This window comes from Oceanobacillus sp. FSL K6-0251, assembly GCF_038004725.1.
Lineage (GTDB): Bacteria > Bacillota > Bacilli > Bacillales > Amphibacillaceae > Oceanobacillus > Oceanobacillus oncorhynchi.
This window is the reverse complement of the sequence record NZ_JBBORS010000001.1, coordinates 2,809,052-2,828,072: the sequence shown is the minus strand read 5'-3', so window position 1 is coordinate 2,828,072 and position 19,021 is coordinate 2,809,052. Positions and strand designations below refer to the sequence as shown.

The window sequence follows — 19,021 nt, the reverse complement described above, 5'->3', positions numbered from 1 at the left end:
GTTGATGAGAATCGAAATATTTACAGACTGGGTGACACAGATTATTTTATTTATCATACTGGCCTCCGTAATCGATTTGCTTGTGCCGGCAAATCATCTGCAAAAATATGTGCGGCTGGCGATTAGTTTAATCTTGATTTTGATTCTGCTTCAGCCTGTTTTTTATTTGTTTAATACGGATATAAATACTGCTATATCAAGCTCAATGAACAAAATAGAGAGTCAGTTTCAAGGACAGCCTTCGATAGAAAATCAAATAGATTTAGAAAAAAAAGAAATAGAAAGTGGACAAGATGCATATATTTTAGAACAAATGGCTATTGAATTGGAAAAAATAGCGGCAGAACCATTAAAAGAGGAATTTAACGCAGAGATTGCCTCTATTGATTTCCAATTTTCTGTAATGGACTCCGTATCCTACGAGGAGCTGACAGAGGTCATTGTTTATATAACAGAATCAGAACCAGGGGAAGGAGCGATGAACACGGTTGAAGATGTGGTTATTGAATGGGGCAATGAGGAGGAAACGCATTCGGAAGAGCCATTACAAGAGATGGAGGCCAGTTTAAAAGAAATTTGGGAAATTGAGGATAAAGAAATAACGGTCTATTGGGAAGGAGAGGGATTTTGAAAAATAAACTGACTCACTTTTTAAAACAGACCACGGATAGGGAACAAGCTTCGGGGAAAGAAAAAAAGCAGCCGTCTAAAAAAATAGGATTTATTGTTATTTTAGGACTGGTGGGAATTTTATTTATGATTATCAGTAATGTATTAAAACCGGAAGAGGAGGTTCAGCCCGTACCTTATGACGATTCACAGCTGGAAATTTCGGAAGAAGCGGCTTCAGAATCGGCAGGTGGTGAAGTAGAAGACCTGGAGAATGAGTTAGGCGAACAATTATCCAGCATGCTGAATCAGATGGATGGTGTTTCGGAAACAGAAGTAATGATCAATTTAGAAGCAACAAGTGAGCAGGTCTATGAAAAAAATAGAACAACAGGGAAGCAGACGACAGACGAAACGGATCGAAACGGAGGTTCAAGAGTGGTTGAGGATCAGACGGATGATCATCAGGTCGTGCTTTATCGTCAGGGAGATCAGGAAACACCTTTATTGGTACAAACCAAACAGCCGGAAGTACGGGGCGTATTTATTGTAGCACAAGGCATGGAAAGTCAATCGATGAAAAGTCAAGTCATTGAAGCAGTATCCAGAGTATTAGATGTCCCTTCACATAAAATCTCAGTGATGCCTAAAAATTAAGGAGGTAGAATGTATGTTAAAAAAACAAACAGTATGGTTACTCACAATGTTAAGCTTGATGGTTGTTTTAAGTGTCTATTATATCTTTTCAGCAAATGGGAATGATTTAGCTTTTGTGGACGATGGGCAGGACGCAGCTTCAGAGGATGTGGTTCCTGCAACCCAATCTGAGGAAGGAATTGAAGTGGATAATATAGAAAATGTAGACAGCGATGAATTGTTCACAACCATCCGTATGGAAATCCAGGATGAACGCAGCCGGAAGAAAAGCCAGTTAACGGATGTAGTGGCTTCCGCAAATGCATCAGCAACTGAAAAGGATGAAGCATTACAGGAAATTGACGGGTTAGAGGAATTAGAGAGTAAGGAATTGATTCTTCAGGAGCAGCTGCTGGCTGCAACAGAATATGAAGATGTGCTCGTCCGTTCCAACGATGGGAAAGTCCATATCCATGTAAAAACGGAGGAATTACCTGTAACAGAAGCTGCGAATATCATGCAAATGGCCCGTGATGAATTTGGAGAGGATGTCAAAGCGGAAGTTAATTTCCAGCCAACTGCTGAAACGACAGACATGGAAGATACAACGGAAACAGAAGAAGCAGCCGAAACAGAAGAGACAGAAGAAACGGGAGAAGCCCAAGAAGGAGAAGAATCAGAAGACACAACCGAAACGGAAGAGTAAAACAACAAGCCAGCAGCCCGCCTTGGGCTGCTGGCTTTACAAATGTAAAAAACAAGTTTATCCCAACATTAACAGGCATTAACTGTTATAATAATAAAAACAGCTTTTCATCCAGTTAATACAGATTTGATTACGGTAGACTTGATGTTTTTGTTCATTCTATCGTAATATATTAGAAGGTAATGAAACAGCCAGTATGAAATTATAAAAAGAATTTAATTGAAATGAGGAGTGCCAACATGTTACAAGTAGATGAAATTAGAGAAATTATTCAAATGGTCGATAAATCATCATTAACCGAATTTTCTTATGAGGCGAACGGTGCAGTCATAGCTATGAAAAAAAATACAGGGTCTGTTACTACTACCGTTCAATCACAGCCTCAAGCCGCAGCAGAACCTCAAGCTCCGGCAGTTCAAGAACCAGAGCCTGAAGTAAACACACAGCCAAATATAAAAGCAGAGGAAACGCCGCAGGCTTCAGCGGATTATGATTATGAGATTGTTTCCCCGATGGTCGGAACATTTTATACTTCTTCTTCTCCAGACAGCGATCCTTTTGTGGCAAAAGGAAGCACAGTAGATACAAGTACAGTCGTATGTATTGTGGAAGCGATGAAATTATTTAATGAGATTGAAGCGGAAACCAATGGAGAGATTGTGGAAGTTTTAGCTGAAAATGGCGAGCTTGTAGAATATGGTCAGCCATTATTTAGAGTAAAGAAGAAGTAAGGGGATGGAATAATTGATTAAAAAGCTATTAGTTGCCAATCGTGGAGAAATAGCTGTCCGAATTATCCGTGCCTGCAAGGAGATGGGTATAGAGACAGTTGCAATATATTCTGAAGCGGATGAAGAGTCATTACATGTGGAGCTGGCGGATGAAGCATATTGCGTTGGACCAAAACTGAGTAAAGACAGTTATTTAAACATAACAAATATTATGAGTGTTGCATTGTCGACAGAGGCTGATGCGATACACCCGGGGTATGGATTTTTAGCAGAGAATGCTGACTTTGCAGAGATTTGCAGAGCATGCAATGTAATCTTCGTCGGTCCGACACCAGAAGCCATTCAAAAAATGGGAATTAAGGATGTCGCCAAGGAAACAATGAAATCTGCTGATGTACCGGTTGTACCTGGTTCAGAAGGAATTGTTGAAGGGGTAGATCATGCAAAAGAAATTGCTTTGGAAATAGGCTATCCTGTTATCATTAAAGCAACTGCCGGGGGCGGCGGAAAAGGAATCCGCGTGGCCCGCTCCGAAGAAGAGCTAATAAAAGGAATGGAATTAACACAAAAAGAAGCGGAAACCGCCTTTGGAAATCCAGGTGTCTATATTGAAAAATATATCGAAGACTTTAGACATGTAGAAATTCAAATACTGGCTGATACGCATGGAAATGTTGTTCATCTTGGAGAAAGAGATTGCTCCATCCAGCGCCGTCTGCAGAAATTAGTGGAGGAATCACCTTCTCCTGCAATCAATGAAACACTGAGAGAACGGATGGGAGATGCTTCTGTAAAAGCTGCTCAAGCCGTGGATTATGTCGGTGCAGGAACGATTGAATACATTTTTGACAGACAATCGGAAGCATTTTACTTTATGGAGATGAATACCCGTATTCAAGTAGAACATCCTGTAACAGAAATGGTTACCGGAGTGGATCTGATTAAAGAACAAATTCGAATTGCAGACGGTCAGGAGCTTGCGTTTACCCAAGAAGATATTACATTTGAGGGACATGCAATCGAATGCCGTATTAATGCGGAAAATCCATATAAGAATTTTATGCCTTCCGCAGGGGAGATTGAAATGTATCTGCCGCCTGGTGGACTTGGAGTTCGTGTGGACTCCGGCGCCTACAGCGGATATAGAATTCCACCATATTACGATTCCATGATCGCGAAGCTTATCGTTTATGCTTCCACCAGAAATGAAGCCGTAGAACGTATGAAGCGTGCTTTGGAAGAGTTTGTTGTTGAAGGAGTGCATACAACCATTCCATTCCAATATCAAATCATGAGCCATCCTGTGTTTAAAGAGGGAGACTTCAATACGAATTTCTTAACTGAATATCCAATCATCGAAGAAAAGGAAGATGAGGATAGCAAATAAGGAGTGAAGGCAATGAGTGATCAACTATTATTAGAGATACTTGAAGATGATAGCTTAGGCAGTGTACAGATTGTACCGGAAGTCCTTGAAGTTATCGCAGGACTTGCTGCAACGGAAGTAGATGGGGTAAAATCAATGCACGGCAGCTTTGCAACGGGTGTTGCGGAGAAATTTGGCAAAAAATCCCACGGTAAAGGGGTCCGCGTAGAATTAACGGATAATGGTGCTATTATTGATATTTATGTAATCCTTAAATTTGGAAAATCGATTCCAAAGGTTGCTGCCAAGCTGCAGACGAATATTAAGCATAATATTCAAACCATGACTTCTATCCAGGTGGAAGAAGTTAATGTTCATGTAGCAGGTATTCAAATGGATAATCAGGAAATTGTATAAATACAATTACAATAAATGTTCAAATGAGAAGCGGAAAGATTTAGTTATTTTTTGAACATACCTTATGACTCATGCCTCAAAAAATAAAAATAAAGACAGATGTATGAATATACGTTTTAAAACAAAGAGAAGCACAGGCAAATGACCTGTGTTTTTCTTTTTGATAAATTGGCAAAAAAGGCTTCAGCTTTGTAAATTCTTTTTTATTTTTCTCAGAAAAGCGGGCATACGGTATCCTAGCCAAAAATAAGGGAAACGTGTTATGATTTTAACAGTAAATGAAAGAATGTAGAAGGAGACGTGTGATGAATCGACATAAAGCTAGAGAAAAAGCGTTTCAGACGCTTTTTCAGTTAGATATGAATGAAGATGAGGTAAGTTTAGCAATGGAATCATTGAAGGAAGAAGAGCGGAAAGACGTATTTCTGTCCATGTTGATTGAAGGCGTAATTACGTATAAAGAAGCAATTGATTTAAAAATATCGGAGAACCTGGAAAAATGGTCGCTCGAGCGAGTTGCATCCGTAGAACGTACTATTTTAAGACTTGCTGTTTATGAATTATTATACATGGAGGATATTCCCCAAAATGTAACTATCAATGAAGCGGTAGAGCTGGCACATACATTTGGAGATGAACAATCCGGTAAATTCATTAATGGTGTCTTATCAAAGGTTATTTCTTAAGGAGGGAATTGATCATGACTGCAGAGTTATTAAACGGAAGAGAGCTGTCAGATGAGTTAAAAGAAGAAATGAAACATGAAGTAGAGACTTTAAAGCAACAGAATATCCACCCGCATTTAACGGTTATTCTGGTAGGAGATAATCCTGCGTCTAAATCTTATGTGAAAGGGAAAGAAAAAGCATGTGATTTCACGGGGATCTCGTCCAACTTAATTGAGCTGCCGGAATCGGTTTCCGAGCAGGAGCTGTTACAAGTGATTGAAGGGCAGAATAATGATAAGGATGTACATGGTATTCTTGTTCAATTGCCATTGCCTGATCATATTGACGAACAAAAGGTCATCCATGCTATTTCTCCTTTAAAAGACGTAGATGGTTTTCACCCGGTCAACATTGGAAAGCTTGTAAATGGAGAAGAAACCTTTTTGCCTTGTACTCCTTATGGGATTCTGACGATGCTTGAATCTAAAAATATTGAAATAGAAGGGAAGCGCGCTGTGATTATCGGACGCAGCAATATTGTCGGAAAACCGATGGGATTATTGCTGTTAGAGAGAAATGCGACAGTTACATATTGTCATTCCCGTACGCAAAACCTTCGTGAACTTGCGTTGGAAGCAGATATTTTAGTAGTTGCCATGGGCAGAGAGCATGCTGTTGACGGAAGCTATGTGAAAGAAGGAGCAGTAGTTATCGATGTTGGTATTAACCGCATGGACAATGGCAAGCTGACTGGTGACGTGGAATTTGAAAGTGCAAAGGAAAAAGCATCTTATATTACACCAGTTCCCCGCGGTGTCGGTCCGATGACGATTACAATGCTTTTAAAAAATACCATCAAGGCTGCTAAAGGACTGTCTGAAAAGTGAAAGACAATTATCTGACGGTTACTGCACTAACCAGGTATGTGAAGCGTAAGATAGATACAGACCCCCATCTGCGACAGGTTTGGCTGCGAGGGGAAATATCTAACTTTAAACACCATAGCCGCGGACACATGTATATGACCATTAAGGATGATAATGCCCGTATTCAGGCAGTGATGTTCTCTTCGAATAACAGCAGGCTTGTTTTTCGTCCGGAAAATGGCATGAGTGTGCTTATTCGGGGAGAGGTAAGTGTTTATGAGGCAAGCGGGCAATATCAGCTTTATATCCGTGACATGGAGCCAGACGGCATCGGGGCGTTGTATCAGGCTTTTGAGCAATTGAAAGAAAAATTGCAAACAGAAGGCTTATTTCTTGATGACCAGAAAAAAAAGATTCCTGCTTACCCGAATCATGTCGGCGTCATTACATCTCCGACCGGGGCAGCTGTCCGTGATATTGTGACAACGATTGAAAGAAGAGCACCTTCTGTGAAGATTACAGTGCTGCCGGTATCTGTGCAGGGTCCGCAGGCGACCAGTTCCATTGTGAAAAAGATTCAATATGCGAATGCTTTTCCAGAGGAGTATGACGTTTTGATTGTCGGCCGCGGCGGCGGGTCGATTGAGGAGTTGTGGAGCTTTAACGAAGAAGCAGTGGCACGAGCGATTTATGCATCGGAGATTCCTGTTATTTCTGCTGTGGGGCATGAAACAGACACAACAATTGCTGATTTTGTATCTGATTTACGTGCGCCGACGCCGACAGGAGCAGCTGAGTTAGCTGTCCCTTCGCAAAAGGAACAGCTTGATAAAGTATCGTATTTAGCGCAGCGTCTGTCACAGGTGATGCGTACAGATATACAAATGCATCGTAAACGGTTGGAATCATTAAGCCAAACCTATGCATTTAAATACCCGAAACAGCTGATTGCCCAAAAAGAACAAGAACTGGATTCGATGCTGGATTCATTAAACAAGTCGTTAAAAGCAAGAATGGAACAGAAGCAGCTTCGTTACACGCATCTTAAACAGAGGCTGGATACACAGCATCCGGAGCAGGAAATAAAAACAGCGGCAGATAAAAATAATAAATTGCTGGCGGAGTTAAACCGATCCATGAAACAGCTGTTTGCAAAATCAGAAAGCGACTTACAGACTTCTATCAACAAATTAACACTGGTTAACCCGCTTGCTGTTATGGCACGGGGTTACGGGATCAGCTACAGCCAAGATGGTGATGTGATTAAATCTATCAAGGATGTGAACGAAGGAGATCCAATCGATGTACGGCTGCAGGACGGATATCTGCATGCAAACGTCCAAAAGATAAAGGAGGTAGATCAGAGTGGCGGAAGAAAAGAAATATGATGAATTAACCTTTGAGCAAGCGATGGAAAAGCTCGAAGTTATTGTCAATAAACTGGAGGAAGGCGATGTTCCTCTTGAAAAAGCGATTGAGTATTATCATGATGGGATGAAGCTCTCTAAGCTATGCAATGAAAAATTAACCAATGTACAGGAAAAAATGGTTCATATTTTAAATGAGCAGGGTGAACTGGAGCCGTTTGAAGTAGAGGAGGACAAATAAGATGGCGCATAAACGATTACAGGCATATTTAACGTATTATCAGGAGGAGCTCGAAAAAGCGTATACAAGCTGTTTTAACAAGCTGGAAATACCGGGTAATTTAAAACAGTCCATGCTTTATTCCTTAGATGCCGGAGGAAAGAGATTGCGTCCTATTTTATTATTTGCCAGCTATGAAGCATACGGCCAGGATGTTCAAAAAGCGATGTCATCGGCGATTGCTCTTGAGATGATACATACCTATTCACTCATTCATGATGATTTGCCGGCCATGGATGATGATGATTACCGGCGCGGTATGTTAACGAATCATAAAAAATTTGATGAAGCTACAGCCATTCTTGCGGGCGATGCCTTGTTGACCTACAGCTTTGAATTAATTCTAAATGATCCATTGCTTACTGCAGATGAAAAGGTGACGCTCACCAGAGAATTAACTGCCTGCAGCGGTCCGAAAGGGATGGTCGGCGGACAGATTCTTGATATGGAAGCAGAGAAACAATCTGTTTCGTTAGAAGCCATGGAAGAAATTCATGCCTTGAAAACAGGAGAACTGATTCGTTTCGCTATTTTTGCAGGAGCGTATTTAGCAAATGCAACAGAAGAGCAGGTACGTTATTTAGAGAAATATGCTTATTATTTAGGGCTTATTTTTCAGGTGCAGGATGATATCCTGGATGTTTCCGGCGAGGAAGAAAAGCTGGGAAAACGGGTAGGCAGCGATGAATTAAACGAAAAAAGCACGTACCCTAAATTATTAGGCCTGGAAGGTGCAATTGCGCAAAAAGAAAAATACGTTCAACAAGCATATGAGAACTTGAAATTAGCCGGCGCAGAAGATTCTCTTTTAAAAGCGTTGACGGATTACTTTAGTGAAAGAGACCACTAAAAGCGTGTGTTGACACATTATATTATGTAAAGGAAACGGGTTATGAAAAAAAAGAAAAAAATTGCTGAGCTATTAGTAGAAAGAGAATTGGCGGAAGATATGGAAAAAGCGAAACGTGCGGTGATGGCGGGACTGGTTTATTCAGGAGAAGAGCGTGTGGATAAGCCGGGAAGCCTTGTTCCTGTCAATAAGCCGCTCCGAATCAAAGATAAACGTTTAAAATATGTAGGCCGCGGCGGCTATAAGCTTGAAAAAGCTCTTCAATTATTTTCAGTGTCTATTTCAGATAAAATTTTTATGGACATCGGCTCGTCGACAGGTGGTTTTACAGATTGTGCTTTAAAAAATGGCGCTAAAAAATGCTATGCCATTGATGTCGGCTATAATCAATTAGATTGGAAGCTCCGGAACGACCCTCGTGTGATTGAGATGGAACGGACAAACTTCAGACATGTTACACCAGAGACGCTCGAGTATGGTTTGCCTGAAGTTGCTTCTATTGATGTTTCTTTTATTTCGCTGAAGCATATATTCCCTGTTCTGGCGACATTACTGCATGAAAAGAATGATGTTATTGCGTTAATAAAGCCGCAATTTGAGGCTTTAAGAGACCAGGTTGGTGAAAAAGGGATTGTCAGAGATCCGGCAATTCATCTGGAGGTTCTCGAAAAAGTGGTAAATTATGCAGCGATGGCTTCATTTACTTTAGTAGATATAACATACTCTCCTATTAAAGGAACAGAAGGCAATATTGAATTTCTGGCACATTTCAAATGGAGAAATGAAGAAACGCCAAAAGAAATCGGATTAGAAGAAGTTGTCAGGGAAGCACAGCAGGCATTGACTCAATAATTCTGGAACACATGACATATCACATTATAAGAAGATGTATGCACTATAAGGAGGGTTTATACGTGAGTAAAATACAACGCCATATTAAAATTCGTGAACTGATCACAGAAAACATTATTGAAACACAAGATGAGCTTGTCGATTCATTAAAAAATCTTGGCTATAACGTCACACAGGCTACCGTATCACGGGATATTAAAGAACTGCAATTGGTAAAGGTACCGACGAATACAGGTCAATATAAGTATAGCCTGCCTGCAGATCAGCGTTTTAATCCGCTGCAAAAACTGCAGCGGTTGATTGTGGATACGTTTGTCAAAATAGAGAATGCAAGTCATTTTATTATTTTAAAAACACTCCCTGGAAATGCCCACGCAGTCGGCGTCTTGATCGACAATTTGGATTGGGAAGAAATCATGGGAACCATCTGCGGGGACGATACTTGTTTAATTATATGCAGGACACCTGAACATGCGGAGGATATCAAAAATCGATTAATTGGAATGCTTTAAAATTATTTAGTCGGGGTGAGGCAGCATGTTAACTGAATTATCTATAAAAAACTTTGCGATTATTGAAGAATTATCCTTAAACTTTCAAGAAGGCCTTACTGTTTTGACGGGGGAGACTGGTGCAGGAAAATCGATTATCATTGATGCTATCCAATTATTAGCCGGAGCAAGAGGTTCTGTAGACTTTGTTCGACATGAATCGAATAAAGCGGAGATTGAAGGATTATTTTTCATCGATCACGAAAAGCACCCTATTTACCAAGTAGGAAAAGCATATGGGATTGAAATCAGTGATGAACAAATTGTACTTCAGCGGACCATAACCTCCTCTGGAAAAAGCATCTGCCGTGTAAATAGTAAATTAGTGACACTGGCTATTCTCCGGGAATTTGGAAAAACATTGATTGATATCCATAGTCAGCACGAGACGCAATCGCTGATGGATAATGAGCAGCATATTGATTTTTTAGATCTCTATCTTGGAGATGACATGAAGGAAGCAAAAAAGGATTATCAGGATATTTATAACCGTCTGGAAAATCTGAAGAAAAAGTACCGCAGCCTGAATGACAATGAGCAGGAGATGGCACAGCGCCTGGATCTGCTCCAATTCCAACAGCAGGAATTAACAGAAGCACAGCTTATCCCGAATGAGGATACGGCGCTTGAAGAAGAGCGCAATCAGCTTGCAAATTATGAAAGGATACATCAATCTCTTTCGGATGCTTATTTTTCTTTATATGGCGAGCAGCATGGATTAGAATTAGTCAGCCACGCACAATCAGCTTTACAGGACGGAGCAGATTTAGATCCTTTTATTGCTGAAAAATTGGACAGTATATCTAATCATTATTATATGCTGGAAGAACTCACGTATGATATTCGCAATTATCTTGACCAGCTGCAATTTAATCCGGAGCGCCTGAATGAGATTGAACAGCGGATGGATGAATTGAACAGATTAAAGCGTAAATACGGTCCAACGGTGGAAGAAATGTTAGACTACTTAGGACGCGTTGAAGAAGAAATCGAACAGATTACAAATCGGGAAACGCATTTAAATACACTTGTAACAGAAATTGATGAGGTTGAAAAGGATGCTTTATTAGAAGCAGATCAGCTTCATCACTTACGAAAACAAGCCGCGGAAACATTAACGAACGATATCCACCGGGAATTAAAAGACCTCTATTTAGAAAAGACGACCTTTTCCATTGATTTTGAGGATTCAACGCAGCGGAAGCTGAAATCAAACGGCTATGATAAAATACTTTTCCGCATTTCCACCAATGTCGGCGAGCCTTTAAAAGACCTCACAAAAATAGCTTCAGGAGGAGAATTATCAAGAATCATGCTTGCTTTGAAGAAGATTTTCTCAAAGCATCAGGGCATTACGAGTGTTATTTTTGATGAAGTGGACACCGGAGTCAGCGGAAGAGTCGCACAGGCAATTGCTGAAAAAATCCATGAAATATCGCTGGAATCACAGGTTCTGTGTATTACACATCTTCCGCAGGTCGCTGCTATGGCAGATACGCATAAATTTATTCAGAAAAAGGAAAAGGAAAATCGCACTTTTACTTCTGTTATTGAATTAAATAATACGGAACTGATTGAGGAATTAAGCCGGATGATTACTGGAACAAAATTAACAGATACAGCAAAAGAACATGCGAAAGAAATGTTAACATTGGCAGATCGTTTTAAAAAATCAAATTAAAGGGATAAAAACGTTAAAAAAATCGGACAATAACTGTACCGGTTTTTTCTTTTTCCTGTACTTACAAATTTCGTTAATCACATGTCCTTTTGCATCTTAAGAATAACAACACTATACGTCCGTTTATCTATATTTTTAGAGGAAAAGATACACATATCACATAGGTTGTTCCAGTTTAAACTGCCCTCCAACTGCAAAAAGTATATGTACAGAAAGATAATATTTTTTGTATGAGGAGGAGACGATTTATGAGCAAAACAAACAAAATCAGATGGACATATAAAATCAGCTCGCTATTATCGCTTGCTTTTATATTGTTTTTTATTTCCCCTTCCTTTATCCACGCAGATACTTCCATGCAAGGGTATAAAGAGGTTTTTCAAGACTATCCTATCCTTCCTTTTTTCAATAATGAAGAGCATACGAATAAAGAGGATAATCAGGGGCAGCATCAACGTCTGGAGGATGTAAGAGTAGTACCGGGAGGACAATCCATTGGAGTGCAGTTAGAAACGAAAGGTGTACTGGTTGTCGGTCATCATCAAGTGAAAATGTCTGAAGGAGTAAAGTCTCCGGGAGAAGCCGCTAAAATAAATATTGGTGATACAATTGTTGAAATAAATGGTCAAAAGATCAATCATATGACAGACATTAAACCGATTGTTGATCACAGCGGTAAGGAAAATAAAAAAATGCAAATCAAGCTGAAACGCGGAGATAAGTATATTGAAACAAACCTGCAGCCGATTTTCGACAAAAAAGAAAATGCTTACAAAATTGGTTTATATATCAGAGATACAGCAGCAGGTATTGGAACAATGACATTTTACGAGCCGGAAACAGGGAAATATGGCGCGTTAGGACATGTTATTTCGGATATGGATACGAAGAAACCGATTGACATCAAGCAGGGATCCATTATCCATTCTTCTGTAACTGCAATTGAAAAGGGTGATAATGGTTTACCGGGAGAAAAACAAGCTTCCTTTCAAACGCAAGAAAAAAGAATTGGTAATATCACGAAAAATACGGATTATGGAATATTTGGGGTATTAGAAAAGGAGGTAAATCATGAAAAATATGATGAAACCTTTCCTGTCGCACTATCCCATGAAGTCAAAGAAGGGCCTGCAAAAATTCTTACTGTAGTGGATGGAGAGAAGATTGAAGAATTTGACATTGAAATTATCAGCAGTGTTCCTCAAAAATCAGCATCTACAAAGGGAATGGTTATTCAAATTACCGATCCGCGATTATTAGAATTAACTGGCGGAATTGTTCAGGGAATGAGCGGAAGCCCTATTATTCAAAATGACAAGGTTATCGGTGCAGTAACACATGTGTTTGTAAATGATCCTACCTCGGGATACGGTGTTCATATCGAATGGATGCTTGAAGATGCAGATATTATTCAATCTGATTTGAATGAAGCTGCAGCGTAGCAGCTGCTGTCATTCCGGTTAAGCTTTCTTTTCCCTAACAGAATAAAATAATAAATCAATAATTAAAAATGTCTGTAGTAGCGTTTGCTATTATAGACATTTTTTAGTTTTTAAATAATCATTAAAATATAGTATGTTTATTGGAAATATGCATTTTATTTCCAACTACTATCTGATATAATGAAAACGGATACAATAATACGTTGAAAATTGTGTCGAAAGTTGGTGAAAAAAAGAGAAAAACGAAGAATACTTGAGAAAATCGAAATAAATCAAAAGTTTTTTGATTTTAAAGAGGATATTTATGTTTTTTGTAGAATATGATATAGGTGCATAAAAAGCAAAAGGAGGATTTTTTAGTGAGTAAAATATCTGTGTGTTTTGTTGATGATAATCGTGAGTTAATACAATTAATGGAGGACTTTTTTGGGGAACAGGAAGAAATTGAAATTGTCGGAACAGCATTAAACGGAAGGGACTGCCTCCCGTTGATTGAAGAGAAAACACCGGATGTGCTGGTATTAGATATTATTATGCCGCATATGGATGGAATAGCTGTTTTAAATGAAATTAAAAAAATGGAATTAACTAAAAAACCACATATTATTATGTTGACTGCATTTGGTCAGGAAGAAGTGATGAAGAAGGCAGTTGATTTAGGAGCTTCTTATTTTATCCTGAAGCCGTTTGACATACAGAATCTGGCTGATCAAATTCTGCAGGTTCAGGGAAGTGCGGTTTCCAGAGTATCAAATGTGACGAAAACAAATATTGAAAGTAAGAAAAAGCAGGACCTGGAAGCGAATATAACCAATATTATTCATGAAATAGGCGTGCCTGCGCATATTAAAGGATATATGTACTTAAGAGAAGCAATTACTATGGTTTATAATGATATTGACCTTTTGGGGTCCATCACAAAAGTGCTTTATCCGGATATCGCCAAAAAATTCAATACAACTGCTTCCCGTGTAGAAAGAGCAATTCGCCATGCAATAGAGGTAGCTTGGAGCAGAGGGAATATTGATTCCATTTCAGCATTATTTGGTTACACCATCAATATTTCTAAAGCAAAACCGACGAATTCTGAATTTATTGCGATGGTAGCTGACCGATTACGATTGGAGCATAAGGTATCGTAATATGGCCTGCAAGTATTGACAAAAAGCTTTAAATAACTAGCAACCCGTATTGTCACAGAAGGAAATTATATAAAACCTGCCGATGCATCCAATAAACAGGAAGCAGTACAGCCATTTATGAAGAAAAGAGTTGTACAATTTTATTTGTTATAAGTAAATTGCAAAATTTGTGTTTTTAATAAATATTCTAAAAAGTTGGGACATTACTTATTTTTTGATTAGAACGGTTTTCTTTTTATAAAATGAAAGGCTGTGTATATGCTTTATTCACTTATCCAAGAATAAAAACAGCAACCTGGTACCAAAGTGCAAGAGCAATAATCACAAGAGCAGAAATGATTTTTATCAAATTCTTTTTGGAAAAATAGTTCTTGTCCGGGTAAACTTCTAAAAAAGTGACAATGATGAGAAGAGCTGATAAAAATGGCAGTGTTAAATAATCTGCAACCTTTGTTAAATAGATAATTCCCAGAATAAAGCTGATAATGGTGATTGGAAGATAAAGCCAGCGTTTCTTTTTTAACGTTTCAGTCAATTTTATACACTCCTTATACTTGTACTTTATATTAAGCATATTATGAATGGATTAATTTTATACTAGAAAAAAGGTTAACAGGCACATCTGACAAATGTGCCCGTTAACCTTTTTTGACTGGCCGATAAAATCACCTATAGAGGATGTTCTAACGTTTCTGCTATGTGCAGCTTATACTGCCCGCATGCTCCTGCTCTAAAGCACATTCCTTTTAGTGGATATGACGGTATAAGCCGATTACCTTGCCGAGAATAGATACGTTTTCGTAATAGAGAGGTTCCATCGTTGCATTTTCGGGCTGGAGGCGGAAACGGGTCTTTTCTTTAAAAAAACGTTTGACAGTCGCTTCATTTTCATCCGTCATTGCTACAACGATATCTCCATTATCCGCAGAGCTTTGCTGTTTTACGATAACCATATCTTTGTCGAGGATGCCTGCTTCAATCATACTGTCTCCATCAATGACAAGTACAAACAGATTATCCTCCGGTCCGGCAGAAGAGCTGGGAACGGGAATAAACTCTTCCACATTTTCAATCGCAGTAATCGGGATTCCGGCTGTTACCTTCCCTATTACAGGTACATAAATGGCCTTATCCTTAGGCGCATCATTCTCATTATTATATATGATCTCGATGGCACGAGGTTTGGTCGGGTCTCTCCGAATATATCCTTTGTTTTCTAATCTTTCTAAATGACCGTGAACAGTAGAGCTTGAAGCTAACCCGACAGCTACTGCAATTTCACGTACGGAAGGCGGATAGCCCTTCTGCTCTACTTGATCTTTAATAAAGTCAAAAATCATCTGCTGTCTTTTTGATAGTTTTGTCATGACTTACTCCCCTCTAGCATAGGTATTTGTTATTCATAGTATAGCATTGAATGAATCAATTTACAAACAAATGTTCTAAAAAAGTATTGACAGGAACAGTTGTTCTGAATATACTATAGTAAGAACAACTGTTCCGGAACCAGATAAAATATCGAAGGGGAGTTTTAATATGTTTGAAAAACTGATGAAGTCTGATGCTTTTTATATTGTAGCTTTTATTATTGCGTTAATATTTTTATATACGATGATGGTTACAATTTAAGTGATTGACCAGACGACTGATTTCCTTGCTTATTTTGTAGAGAGCAAATATGCTGGTAAGACAGATTCTGTAAAGAATTGTCACCGAAAAGTTGAAAAAGAGCGGTTTATTATTGGAGGATAAAACATTGAGAACGATTATTTATTGTCGGGTAAGTACAGAAAAAGAAACACAAGAAACATCACTTCAAAGACAATATGAAGAGTTATCTGCGCTGGCCGATAAATTAAATTTTACGGTTGTGGATTGTATTCAGGAGAAGGCCAGCGGCTATGACATTGATAGAGATGGCATATTTAAGCTTCTTGATTATTTTTCTCATCAAGAAGCTGATTGTCTTTGTATTCAAGATGAAACAAGGCTTGGAAGAGGAAATACAAAAATTGCTTTATTTCATCAGCTCCGGAAAATTAATATCCCCATTTACACGGTTACCCATGAAGGAGAACTTGAGCTGAATGAAGCGGATTCGATGGTGTTGAACATCGTCGGTATAGTGGAAGAATATCAGCGTAAACTACATAATATGAAAATAAAAAGGGGAATGCGACGTGCTGTATCAAATGGGTATAACCCTCAAGAAAATTTACATCATATCAATCAATCCCCGGGAAGAGAACGCGCTGAAATTCCGATGGAAGAGATTGTGCGGCTGCGGCAGAATAAATTAACGTTTCAAGAAATCACAACAGTTTTAAAAGGACTTGGATTTCATGCATCAAAGGCAACCATCCATCGCCGCTACCAGGAATATATCAATTCCTTGAATGAAAGTGAATCGTGACGTAAGATAAAGAAACAGGAAGGTTATTTTAACTCCTGTTTTTTTAATCGAAGGAGGGACAAGCTATGTTGTCTAAAGATAAATTAAATAGAATAAATATGTTAGCTAATAAAGCGAAAAATGAAGGCTTAACAGAAGAAGAAAAAACAGAACAGCAAAATCTTCGAAAAGAATACCTGGCAAATGTACGGGGTTCTTTTAAAAATCATCTAAAAGGGATGACAGTCATTGACCCGGCCGGGAATGATGTGACCCCGCAAAAGCTTCGTGATTACCAGGAACGTAATAAGAAACACTGATACATCATATTAACTTAGCTTGTATCGTATCGGATTTCATTATAAAATAGAGGAAGAAACAGAATATGTTTTGAAGTGGAAGGAGAAAAACAATGACACAACAAGTTGAGGAACTATCCATCAATACCATTCGCACGCTCTCCATCGATGCAATTGAAAAAGCAAACTCCGGGCATCCGGGATTACCGATGGGTGCGGCACCGATGGCGTATACACTCTGGACAGATTTTATGAATCACAATCCAAAGCATTCCAAATGGTTCAATCGTGACCGTTTTGTATTGTCTGCAGGTCATGGTTCCATGCTGCTGTACAGTCTGTTACACTTATCAGGCTATAATGTATCTATCGATGATTTAAAAGGATTCCGCCAATGGGATTCGAAAACACCGGGACATCCGGAAGTGCATCATACGGATGGTGTAGAAGCAACAACGGGTCCATTGGGACAAGGCATTGCGATGTCAGTAGGAATGGCAATGGCGGAAGCACACTTAGGTGCTGTGTATAATAAAGAAAAGTATAATGTGGTCGATCATTATACATACGCGATTGTCAGTGACGGAGACTTAATGGAAGGAATCTCGCATGAAGCTGCATCGTTAGCCGGCCATATGGGCTTAGGTAAACTGATTGCTTTGTATGATTCCAATGATATTTCATTAGACGGCGATTTAGACCGTTCTTTCTCTGAGAATACGGAACAACGCTTTAAAGCATATGGCTGGCAGGTATTGCGGGTGGAAGACGGCAATGATGTCAACGCCATTCGCCAGGCAATCAAAGAAGCACAGCAAAACCAGGACCAGCCGACATTGATTGAAGTAAAAACAGTTATCGGTTATGGTTCTCCAAATAAATCTGCTTCCAGTGCTTCCCATGGCGCACCGCTTGGGGCAGATGAAGTGAAACTGACTAAAGAAGCCTATAAATGGACGCATGAAGATTTCTATGTGCCGGAGGAAGTATATGCTGACTTTAAAGAAAAAATCGTGAATGACGGTTCCGAAAAAGAAGCAGCATGGGACGAGCTGGTTGCTGCTTATCAAGAAGCCTATCCGGAATTAGGAAAACAGTTCGAGCTTGCTTTAAAAGGAGAGCTTCCTGAAAACTGGCATGAAAATCTTCCTGTATTTGAAGAAGGATCTAAATTTGCTACACGTGCGTCCTCCGGGGAAGTATTAAACGCTGTAGCTAAATCCGTTCCGAATTTCTTTGGCGGAAGTGCCGACCTTGCCGGTTCGAACAAAACAACAATCAATGACGAAGCGGACTTTACCAAGGCAGATTATGCCGGACGTAATATCTGGTTTGGTGTACGTGAACATGCAATGGGTGCTGCTTTAAATGGAATGGCGCTTCACGGAGGACTTCATGTCTTCGGTGGAACCTTCTTTGTCTTCAGTGACTATTTACGTCCATCCATTCGTCTGGCGTCGATTATGAATATGCCGGTAACGTATGTGTTTACGCATGATTCGATTGCAGTCGGGGAAGACGGTCCGACCCATGAGCCTGTGGAGCAATTAGCTGCTTTACGTGCGATGCCTCATCTTTCATTAATCCGTCCAGCGGATGCGAATGAGGTACAGGCAGCATGGCGCTTAGCTTTGGAATCGACAGATCAGCCGACAGCGCTTGTATTGACACGTCAAAACCTGCCTACCTTAGCAAATACCGCAGAATTAGCCTATGAAGGGGTTAAAAAAGGTGCGTACATTGTAAGTAAATCCGAAAAAGAAACACCGGATGCGCTTCTTTTAGCTACCGGTTCCGAGGTTCAACTGGCAGTTGCAGCACAGGAAGCATTGAAGGAAAAAGGTGTCGATGCACAGGTAGTAAGTATGCCTTCATGGGATCGCTTTGAAGCGCAGGATGAAGCATATAAAAACGAAGTACTTCCAAAAGAAGTCACAGCCAGAGTCGGGATTGAAATGGCTGCGTCATTCGGATGGGACCGTTATGTAGGCTTTGAAGGAAAAACACTCACAATTGACCGTTTTGGTGCTTCTGCGAATGGCGATTTATTGATTGAGAAATTTGGTTTTACAGTAGATAACGTTGTTCAATTAGTAGAAGAAGTGACGAAATAAGGAATATTTAAATATTTTATGTCATGAGGAAGAGAGATGCTAGCATCTCTCT

Annotated in this window: 21 protein-coding genes; 19 read left to right on the top strand and 2 right to left on the bottom strand. The window is 39.5% G+C overall.

Annotated elements, in window-relative coordinates:
* Window positions 1-4 precede the first annotated feature (4 nt).
* The 16 genes from spoIIIAF (at window position 5) to spo0A (ending at window position 14,164) form a co-directional block, all read left to right on the top strand.
* Window positions 5-631 carry a stage III sporulation protein AF gene (spoIIIAF, locus tag MKY45_RS14165; protein ID WP_226895092.1) on the top strand — a complete coding sequence of 209 codons (627 nt, stop codon included), beginning with the start codon at window positions 5-7 and terminating at the stop codon, window positions 629-631.
* Window positions 628-1,266: a stage III sporulation protein AG gene (gene spoIIIAG, locus MKY45_RS14160; RefSeq protein WP_341173032.1), complete on the top strand. Its 639-nt coding sequence runs from the start codon at window positions 628-630 to the stop codon at window positions 1,264-1,266. Before spoIIIAF ends, spoIIIAG begins: the two co-directional genes overlap by 4 nt.
* A gap of 13 nt (window positions 1,267-1,279) precedes the next feature.
* Window positions 1,280-1,951, top strand: coding sequence for a SpoIIIAH-like family protein (locus MKY45_RS14155; RefSeq protein ID WP_341173031.1), 672 nt, complete (start codon window positions 1,280-1,282; stop codon window positions 1,949-1,951).
* A gap of 239 nt (window positions 1,952-2,190) precedes the next feature.
* On the top strand, window positions 2,191-2,682 hold the full coding sequence (accB, locus tag MKY45_RS14150) for an acetyl-CoA carboxylase biotin carboxyl carrier protein (RefSeq protein ID WP_341173030.1): 492 nt from the start codon (window positions 2,191-2,193) through the stop codon (window positions 2,680-2,682).
* 13 nt (window positions 2,683-2,695) lie between these two features.
* Window positions 2,696-4,069 (top strand): acetyl-CoA carboxylase biotin carboxylase subunit, encoded by a 1,374-nt coding sequence (gene accC / locus MKY45_RS14145; protein WP_341173029.1) that lies wholly within the window; start codon window positions 2,696-2,698, stop codon window positions 4,067-4,069.
* Window positions 4,070-4,081: 12 nt separating this feature from the next.
* Complete coding sequence (locus MKY45_RS14140) at window positions 4,082-4,465, top strand: Asp23/Gls24 family envelope stress response protein (RefSeq protein ID WP_042534706.1); 384 nt, start codon at window positions 4,082-4,084, stop codon at window positions 4,463-4,465.
* 305 nt (window positions 4,466-4,770) lie between these two features.
* Window positions 4,771-5,151: a transcription antitermination factor NusB gene (nusB, locus tag MKY45_RS14135; RefSeq protein ID WP_193064747.1), complete on the top strand. Its 381-nt coding sequence runs from the start codon at window positions 4,771-4,773 to the stop codon at window positions 5,149-5,151.
* Window positions 5,152-5,165: 14 nt separating this feature from the next.
* Window positions 5,166-6,020, top strand: a complete 855-nt coding sequence (gene folD, locus MKY45_RS14130; RefSeq protein ID WP_341173028.1) for a bifunctional methylenetetrahydrofolate dehydrogenase/methenyltetrahydrofolate cyclohydrolase FolD — start codon at window positions 5,166-5,168, stop codon at window positions 6,018-6,020.
* Window positions 6,017-7,387 (top strand): exodeoxyribonuclease VII large subunit, encoded by a 1,371-nt coding sequence (gene xseA / locus MKY45_RS14125; protein ID WP_341173027.1) that lies wholly within the window; start codon window positions 6,017-6,019, stop codon window positions 7,385-7,387. The genes folD and xseA overlap by 4 nt, the downstream gene beginning before the upstream one ends.
* Window positions 7,365-7,607 (top strand): exodeoxyribonuclease VII small subunit, encoded by a 243-nt coding sequence (locus MKY45_RS14120; RefSeq protein ID WP_256704802.1) that lies wholly within the window; start codon window positions 7,365-7,367, stop codon window positions 7,605-7,607. The genes xseA and MKY45_RS14120 overlap by 23 nt, the downstream gene beginning before the upstream one ends.
* 1 nt (window position 7,608) lies before the next feature.
* The gene (locus MKY45_RS14115) at window positions 7,609-8,496 is read left to right on the top strand and encodes a polyprenyl synthetase family protein (protein ID WP_042534696.1); all 888 of its coding nucleotides are present in this window, start codon (window positions 7,609-7,611) and stop codon (window positions 8,494-8,496) included.
* 42 nt (window positions 8,497-8,538) lie between these two features.
* A complete protein-coding gene (locus tag MKY45_RS14110; RefSeq protein WP_042534693.1) occupies window positions 8,539-9,348 on the top strand; it encodes a TlyA family RNA methyltransferase in 810 nt (269 codons plus the stop codon).
* A 62-nt stretch (window positions 9,349-9,410) separates the two neighbouring features.
* Window positions 9,411-9,860, top strand: a complete 450-nt coding sequence (gene ahrC, locus MKY45_RS14105) for a transcriptional regulator AhrC/ArgR (protein WP_040985350.1) — start codon at window positions 9,411-9,413, stop codon at window positions 9,858-9,860.
* A gap of 25 nt (window positions 9,861-9,885) precedes the next feature.
* On the top strand, window positions 9,886-11,580 hold the full coding sequence (gene recN / locus MKY45_RS14100) for a DNA repair protein RecN (RefSeq protein WP_042534691.1): 1,695 nt from the start codon (window positions 9,886-9,888) through the stop codon (window positions 11,578-11,580).
* A 248-nt stretch (window positions 11,581-11,828) separates the two neighbouring features.
* Window positions 11,829-13,022 carry a SpoIVB peptidase gene (gene spoIVB, locus MKY45_RS14095; RefSeq protein WP_139089148.1) on the top strand — a complete coding sequence of 398 codons (1,194 nt, stop codon included), beginning with the start codon at window positions 11,829-11,831 and terminating at the stop codon, window positions 13,020-13,022.
* Window positions 13,023-13,381: 359 nt separating this feature from the next.
* Entirely contained in the window at window positions 13,382-14,164 is a 783-nt protein-coding gene (spo0A, locus tag MKY45_RS14090; protein ID WP_042534689.1) for a sporulation transcription factor Spo0A, read from the top strand.
* A 271-nt stretch (window positions 14,165-14,435) separates the two neighbouring features.
* Here spo0A and MKY45_RS14085 read toward each other — a convergent pair whose 3' ends face one another.
* The gene (locus MKY45_RS14085; RefSeq protein ID WP_042534688.1) at window positions 14,436-14,699 is read right to left on the bottom strand and encodes a hypothetical protein; all 264 of its coding nucleotides are present in this window, start codon (window positions 14,697-14,699) and stop codon (window positions 14,436-14,438) included.
* 211 nt (window positions 14,700-14,910) lie between these two features.
* The gene (gene lexA, locus MKY45_RS14080; RefSeq protein WP_042534686.1) at window positions 14,911-15,531 is read right to left on the bottom strand and encodes a transcriptional repressor LexA; all 621 of its coding nucleotides are present in this window, start codon (window positions 15,529-15,531) and stop codon (window positions 14,911-14,913) included.
* Window positions 15,532-15,920: 389 nt separating this feature from the next.
* On the opposite strand from lexA, the gene MKY45_RS14075 reads away from it, so the two are divergent.
* The 3 genes from MKY45_RS14075 to tkt all read left to right on the top strand — a co-directional run bounded on the left by MKY45_RS14075 (window position 15,921) and on the right by tkt (window position 18,969).
* A complete protein-coding gene (locus tag MKY45_RS14075) occupies window positions 15,921-16,577 on the top strand; it encodes a YneB family resolvase-like protein (RefSeq protein ID WP_042534685.1) in 657 nt (218 codons plus the stop codon).
* A 65-nt stretch (window positions 16,578-16,642) separates the two neighbouring features.
* Entirely contained in the window at window positions 16,643-16,876 is a 234-nt protein-coding gene (locus MKY45_RS14070) for a DUF896 domain-containing protein (RefSeq protein WP_193064753.1), read from the top strand.
* 92 nt (window positions 16,877-16,968) lie between these two features.
* A complete protein-coding gene (tkt, locus tag MKY45_RS14065) occupies window positions 16,969-18,969 on the top strand; it encodes a transketolase (protein ID WP_042534683.1) in 2,001 nt (666 codons plus the stop codon).
* Window positions 18,970-19,021: the final 52 nt, after the last annotated feature.

Coding starts and splice junctions, on each gene's coding strand:
- spoIIIAF (WP_226895092.1), top strand. CDS start 5: ATGAGAATCGAAATATTTACAGACTGGGTGACACAGATTATTTTATTT.
- MKY45_RS14155 (WP_341173031.1), top strand. CDS start 1,280: ATGTTAAAAAAACAAACAGTATGGTTACTCACAATGTTAAGCTTGATG.
- accB (WP_341173030.1), top strand. CDS start 2,191: ATGTTACAAGTAGATGAAATTAGAGAAATTATTCAAATGGTCGATAAA.
- MKY45_RS14140 (WP_042534706.1), top strand. CDS start 4,082: ATGAGTGATCAACTATTATTAGAGATACTTGAAGATGATAGCTTAGGC.
- nusB (WP_193064747.1), top strand. CDS start 4,771: ATGAATCGACATAAAGCTAGAGAAAAAGCGTTTCAGACGCTTTTTCAG.
- folD (WP_341173028.1), top strand. CDS start 5,166: ATGACTGCAGAGTTATTAAACGGAAGAGAGCTGTCAGATGAGTTAAAA.
- MKY45_RS14115 (WP_042534696.1), top strand. CDS start 7,609: ATGGCGCATAAACGATTACAGGCATATTTAACGTATTATCAGGAGGAG.
- MKY45_RS14110 (WP_042534693.1), top strand. CDS start 8,539: ATGAAAAAAAAGAAAAAAATTGCTGAGCTATTAGTAGAAAGAGAATTG.
- recN (WP_042534691.1), top strand. CDS start 9,886: ATGTTAACTGAATTATCTATAAAAAACTTTGCGATTATTGAAGAATTA.
- spoIVB (WP_139089148.1), top strand. CDS start 11,829: ATGAGCAAAACAAACAAAATCAGATGGACATATAAAATCAGCTCGCTA.
- lexA (WP_042534686.1), bottom strand. CDS start 15,531: ATGACAAAACTATCAAAAAGACAGCAGATGATTTTTGACTTTATTAAA.
- MKY45_RS14070 (WP_193064753.1), top strand. CDS start 16,643: ATGTTGTCTAAAGATAAATTAAATAGAATAAATATGTTAGCTAATAAA.
- tkt (WP_042534683.1), top strand. CDS start 16,969: ATGACACAACAAGTTGAGGAACTATCCATCAATACCATTCGCACGCTC.